Genomic DNA, 4,776 nt, shown 5'->3' on the forward strand with positions numbered 1-4,776 from the left:
GCCCAGACAATTGGCTCCCGCTCAATCCGGGTGACCTGCTCGGAAGAGCCGGATGCGGGAAATCCGCACGTCCGGTTCTGTGAGGGTGAAAGCCAGCAATGGCCGATCTACTCGACTAATTGCTTTTGATTCTGCTTTCTTACCCCAATGACCCGGTGCGCCGGCACCGGGAAGCTGTGTCTTTCAGATGTTTTCAGGCGACATCTGATCCTGTCGCAAGTGTGTTGTCCTGCAGATTTTTCCGCAATATCAGTGCAGCCTGCACCATGTTCTTTAGGGCTGGTTCCACCTCCTTCCAGGCGCGGGTCTTGAGGCCGCAGTCTGGGTTGATCCAGAGGTGTTCAACGGGAATGCGTTCCAGTGCTTTCTCCAGCAGATGCACCATATCTGCTGTCTCGGGGATATTGGGTGAATGGATGTCGTACACGCCGGGGCCGATTTCAGCCGGGTAAGCGAAATCCACGAAGGCATCCAGCAGTTCCATGCGCGAGCGTGAAGTTTCGATGGTGATCACGTCGGCGTCCATGGCGGCGATGGCCTCCATGATGTCGTTGAACTCCGAGTAGCACATGTGGGTGTGGATCTGGGTGCTGTCCCTGACGCCACCGGCGGTTATGCGGAAGCTTTCCACGGCCCAGTCCAGGTAGTCGCGCCAGTCGGCCTTGCGCAGGGGCAGCCCCTCGCGCAGTGCGGCTTCATCGATCTGAATGACGCGGATGCCTGCCTGTTCCAGATCCAGCACTTCGTCACGCAGGGCCAGGGCAAGTTGCCTGCAGGTCGTGCTCCTGGGCTGATCGTCACGCACGAAAGACCAGTTGAGGATGGTGACCGGACCGGTAAGCATGCCTTTCATGGGTTTTTCCGTCAGCGACTGGGCATAGGCGGTCCAGTCCACGGTCATGGGACGTGGGCGGGAAACATCGCCGAACAGCACCGGCGGCTTGACGCAGCGTGAGCCGTAGGACTGCACCCAGCCGTAGCGGGTGAAGGCGAAGCCGTCGAGCTGTTCGCCAAAGTATTCCACCATGTCGTTGCGTTCGGCCTCGCCGTGCACCAGTACGTCCAGCCCCAGCTGCTCCTGGAAGCGCACCACTGCGGCGATTTCGTCGCGCATCTGCTGACGGTAGCTGTCGTCATCGAGCCTGCCCTGGCGGTGATCCCGGCGGGCCTTGCGTATCGCCGGCGTCTGGGGGAAGGAGCCGATGGTAGTGGTGGGCAACAGGGGCAGGGTGATCTGCTGACCGCGGCGCCGCGGGTAGGTGCTTTGGCGCTGCTGCAGTTCCGGCGTGATGGTGTCCAGCGCGGCCTGCACCGCTGGCTGATGGATGCGGGTTGACTGGCGGCGGCTGATGCCGGCAGACCGGGCGGCCAGCAAGGCCTCATCAGCCTGGTCCCCAGCGCCATCCAGGACCATTTTCAGGGTAGTCAGTTCGTCGAGCTTCTGCACCGAAAACGCCAGCCAGGATCGCAGTTCCCCGTCCAGCCCGTCTTCGCTGTCCAGGTCCACCGGCACGTGCAGCAGGGAACAGGAAGGGGCGAGCCAAAGCCTTTCTCCCAGACGCGCCTGTAGCGGGGCGAGGCGCGCCAGGCAGGCGTCGAGATCACTGCGCCAGATGTCGCGGCCATCGATGATGCCCACGGACAGCACCTTGTAGGCGGGCAGGTGATCGCACAGCATGTTCAGCTCGTCAGCGCGTACCGCGTCGACGTGCAGGCCGGCAACCGGCAGGGTCGCGGCCAGGCGCAGGTTGTCCTGAAGCGGGCCAAAATAGGTCGCCAGCAGTATATTCACCGGCGCGGCCTGTAGCCGGGTATAGGCGCTTTCGTAGGCCTGTTTCCAGGCCTGGGGCAGGTCCAGAACCAGCGCTGGTTCGTCCAGCTGTACCCATTCGATGCCCAGGCCGGCGAGGCGGGTCAGTATCTTGCCGTATGTTGCCACCAGGTCGTCCAGCAGTTCCAGGCGGTCGAAGTCCTCCTGTTCCGCCTTGCTCAGCCACAGCCAGGTGAGAGGGCCGGGCAGCACCGGCTTGATCCGCCTGTGTCCCAGTGAACGGGCCTGCTCGATTTCCTGGAACAGCTTTTCGCTGCCGATGCCGAAACGCTGTCCCGGCCGCAGTTCGGGCACGATGAAGTGGTAGTTGGTGTCGAACCACTTGGTCATCTCTCCTGCGGCAACAGGCCGTCCCTGGTCGTCCCTGCCCTGGGCGATGCAGAAAGCGGCGTCGGCATGGCTGTGGCGGCTGAGGTCGCCGAAACGATGGGGAACAGCGCCCAGCAGCAGACTGTGATCCAGTATCTGGTCGTAGAGTGAAAAATCGTTGACCGGCAGCAGGTCCAGCCCTGCCTCCTGTTGGAGATGCCAGTGCCGTTGTCGCAGTTGCGCGGCAGTGGCGGCCAGCTCCTGTGCGGAAGCCTCATTGCGCCAGTAGCGTTCCAGAATGAATTTCAGCTCGCGCCGGTGGCCGATACGGGGAAAGCCCAGGTTGTGGATGGTTGTCATGTCGCTGTTGGATGGGTGGTTGGAAAGGGCGCATTCTGTTCGAGCAGAAACAAGAGTACAATTGATAAATAATCAATAAAACATGAGATTAATTCATGTATCTGCAGATCAGCCATTTGCGCAGCCTGTTGGCCCTGGAGGAAACCGGCAGTCTGACTGCGGCCGCCGGGCGTCTGCATCTCACCCAGTCTGCACTGTCACACCAGATCAGGGGGTTGGAAGCGCATTTCGGCACCCGGCTGTTTCAGCGCAAGAGCCGCCCCCTGAAGCTGAGTGTGGCGGGAGAGAAACTGCTGGAGCTGGCCCGTATCGTCATTCCCCGTGTCCGGGCCTGTGAAGATTCGCTGTCGCGCCTGGCCGATGGCATCGCCGGCCGGCTGCATATCGGTATCGAATGCCACAGTTGTTTCCAGTGGCTCATGCCGGTGCTGGATTTGTACCGGGAAGACTGGCCGGAGGTGGAGCTGGACCTGACTTTGGGACACAGTTTCGAACCCATGCCGGCGTTACGCTCGGGTCACGTGGACGTGGTGATCAGCTCCGATCCGGTCGCTGATCCCGATCTCGCGTTCTTCCCCCTGTTTAGCTACGAATCCCGACTGGTGGTGAACGCCGGGCATCCCCTGGCATCGAGAGATTTCGTGCGCCCCGGGGATCTGTCCGCACAGACCCTGATCACTTATCCCGTTTCACCGGGACGGCTGGATCTGTTTTCCCGGTTTCTGCAACCTGCGGGCGTGCAGCCGGCAAAGATCCGGCATGTGGAACTGACACCCATGATGCTGCAACTGGTTGCCAGCAACAGGGGCGTGACCGCGCTGCCCAGCTGGGCCTTGCATGAATATAATGGCAACCCCCGCCTGCGCTTTCTGCCACTCGGGAAAGCCGGTATCAGGGGTACCCTGTATGCCGGCATGCGCAGCAGTGACAGCGGCAGGCCTTACATGCAGGGGTTTGTCGATCAGGCCAGGGCCACCTGTTTTGAGCGCCTGCCGGACATCATGCCGGTTGAGGAAGATACAGCCAGCGCCGGGTAAACCAGGCGAGGAACAGCCAGGTCATGCCGACGATCACGCCGGTGCTGAGCAGCAGGGTGAAATGTGCCGGGTCTGACGGCACATAGAAAACCGGACCCTGCTCCGATGAAATATGCGTCATCATGTACCAGGCGAAAAAACTCTCCACGGCGAACAGAAAGGCCATAGCCAGAAAATAGGTTCTGAGTAACGACGTACCGGCGGGTGTTTTGGCTCCCAGTACCAGACAGAGCAGCAGGCTGAACAGGTCATGGGAGATGCCATACCAGGGGTGCCAGCTGTGCCAAGCATACATCATGCCCAGCTCGATAAGGGCGCGGGCAAGCATGTTGATCAGGAAGATGGCGAGCAGGCCCCGTGAGGCCTGCAGTCTCCTGTCAGTCAGCAGCAGGGCAGGATAGACATACCAGCACAGCAGCACGGTGCCGAGCCGGGGCGACGTGGCCGCCGGGAGGTGCCGTGCTGCCGTTCTGGATGATGAAGAAGGTGGCTGCACTCAGCGCCAGCAGGGCAATGGACAGCCACAGCAATGGCTTCAGGTGCCCTGGGGAAGGCGAGAGGTTCACGCGCCGGGGGCGAAGGCGATGATTCCTGAACGGGACTCGAATACAGGCCCGTTCAGGGGATGCTGCATCAGTCTTTTACGGGCGCCTGTTTGCCGGCCTTGTACAGTTCCACTACCTTGTCCCACTGTTTCGGGTTCAGGATATTGTGCATGTTGTTGCGGCAGGCCAGCTTGGTCTTAATGATGTTTTCACGCACCTTGAAAATTTCATTGGTGATCTGCTGCAGCACGGCGCCGGAAGCACCGTCGAGGGCTTCGTTGGCCAGGGTCTTTTCCAGCTCTGCCACGCGCTTGACCATTTCCATGATGCGCGGGTGGTTCTTGCTGTGCCATTCATCCAGTGCCTTACTCTGCTTCTCGGTCAGTTCGAGTTTGTCGCCTTGGGTCATGATCACGTGCATGAGGTTGGGCATGGGGTTGGCGTGATGCAGCATCTGCATCTGCTCCGGTGTCATGCCGGTTGCAGCAAAGGCAGAGAAAGAAAGGCTGAAAAGGGACAGGAGAATGAGCAGTCTGGTTTTCATGGTTTTACTCCGGGTAGGGGATGACATGTTTTTTTAGTTTAGCGTAGAAACCCACGTCCTTAGGACGTGGTCATGAGTGATAGGCTCAGCCTGTCACGACTGATACGGCCCATGTTACAACCCGAAACTGAGTTGTCCCCACAACTGAAT

The 4,776-nt window shown here is 60.3% G+C and carries 4 protein-coding genes; 1 reads left to right on the top strand and 3 read right to left on the bottom strand.

Annotated features, from left to right (window positions below; all coding sequences use genetic code 11):
* Positions 1–193: 193 nt before the first annotated feature.
* Positions 194–2,500 carry a 5-methyltetrahydropteroyltriglutamate--homocysteine S-methyltransferase gene (gene metE / locus ACOCD2_RS12580; RefSeq protein ID WP_293648085.1) on the bottom strand — a complete coding sequence of 769 codons (2,307 nt, stop codon included), beginning with the start codon at positions 2,498–2,500 and terminating at the stop codon, positions 194–196.
* Positions 2,501–2,595: 95 nt separating this feature from the next.
* Between metE and ACOCD2_RS12585 the strand changes: the two genes are divergently transcribed.
* Positions 2,596–3,537 carry a LysR family transcriptional regulator gene (locus ACOCD2_RS12585; RefSeq protein ID WP_293648083.1) on the top strand — a complete coding sequence of 314 codons (942 nt, stop codon included), beginning with the start codon at positions 2,596–2,598 and terminating at the stop codon, positions 3,535–3,537.
* On the opposite strand, the gene ACOCD2_RS12590 is transcribed toward ACOCD2_RS12585, so the two are convergent.
* Positions 3,500–3,958 (bottom strand): hypothetical protein, encoded by a 459-nt coding sequence (locus ACOCD2_RS12590; protein ID WP_293648081.1) that lies wholly within the window; start codon positions 3,956–3,958, stop codon positions 3,500–3,502. The genes ACOCD2_RS12585 and ACOCD2_RS12590 overlap by 38 nt on opposite strands.
* A gap of 212 nt (positions 3,959–4,170) precedes the next feature.
* Positions 4,171–4,626 (bottom strand): hypothetical protein, encoded by a 456-nt coding sequence (locus ACOCD2_RS12595; protein ID WP_293648077.1) that lies wholly within the window; start codon positions 4,624–4,626, stop codon positions 4,171–4,173.
* Positions 4,627–4,776: the final 150 nt, after the last annotated feature.

Origin of the sequence: Thiolapillus sp., from assembly GCF_048562965.1 — a bacterium.
GTDB lineage: Bacteria > Pseudomonadota > Gammaproteobacteria > Chromatiales > Chromatiaceae > Thiolapillus > Thiolapillus brandeum_A.

What these genes read in the sequence shown, in the direction of transcription:
- ACOCD2_RS12585 (WP_293648083.1), top strand. Translation starts at nt 2,596, where the DNA reads ATGTATCTGCAGATCAGCCATTTGCGCAGCCTGTTGGCCCTGGAGGAA.
- ACOCD2_RS12595 (WP_293648077.1), bottom strand. Translation starts at nt 4,626, where the DNA reads ATGAAAACCAGACTGCTCATTCTCCTGTCCCTTTTCAGCCTTTCTTTC.
- metE (WP_293648085.1), bottom strand. Translation starts at nt 2,500, where the DNA reads ATGACAACCATCCACAACCTGGGCTTTCCCCGTATCGGCCACCGGCGC.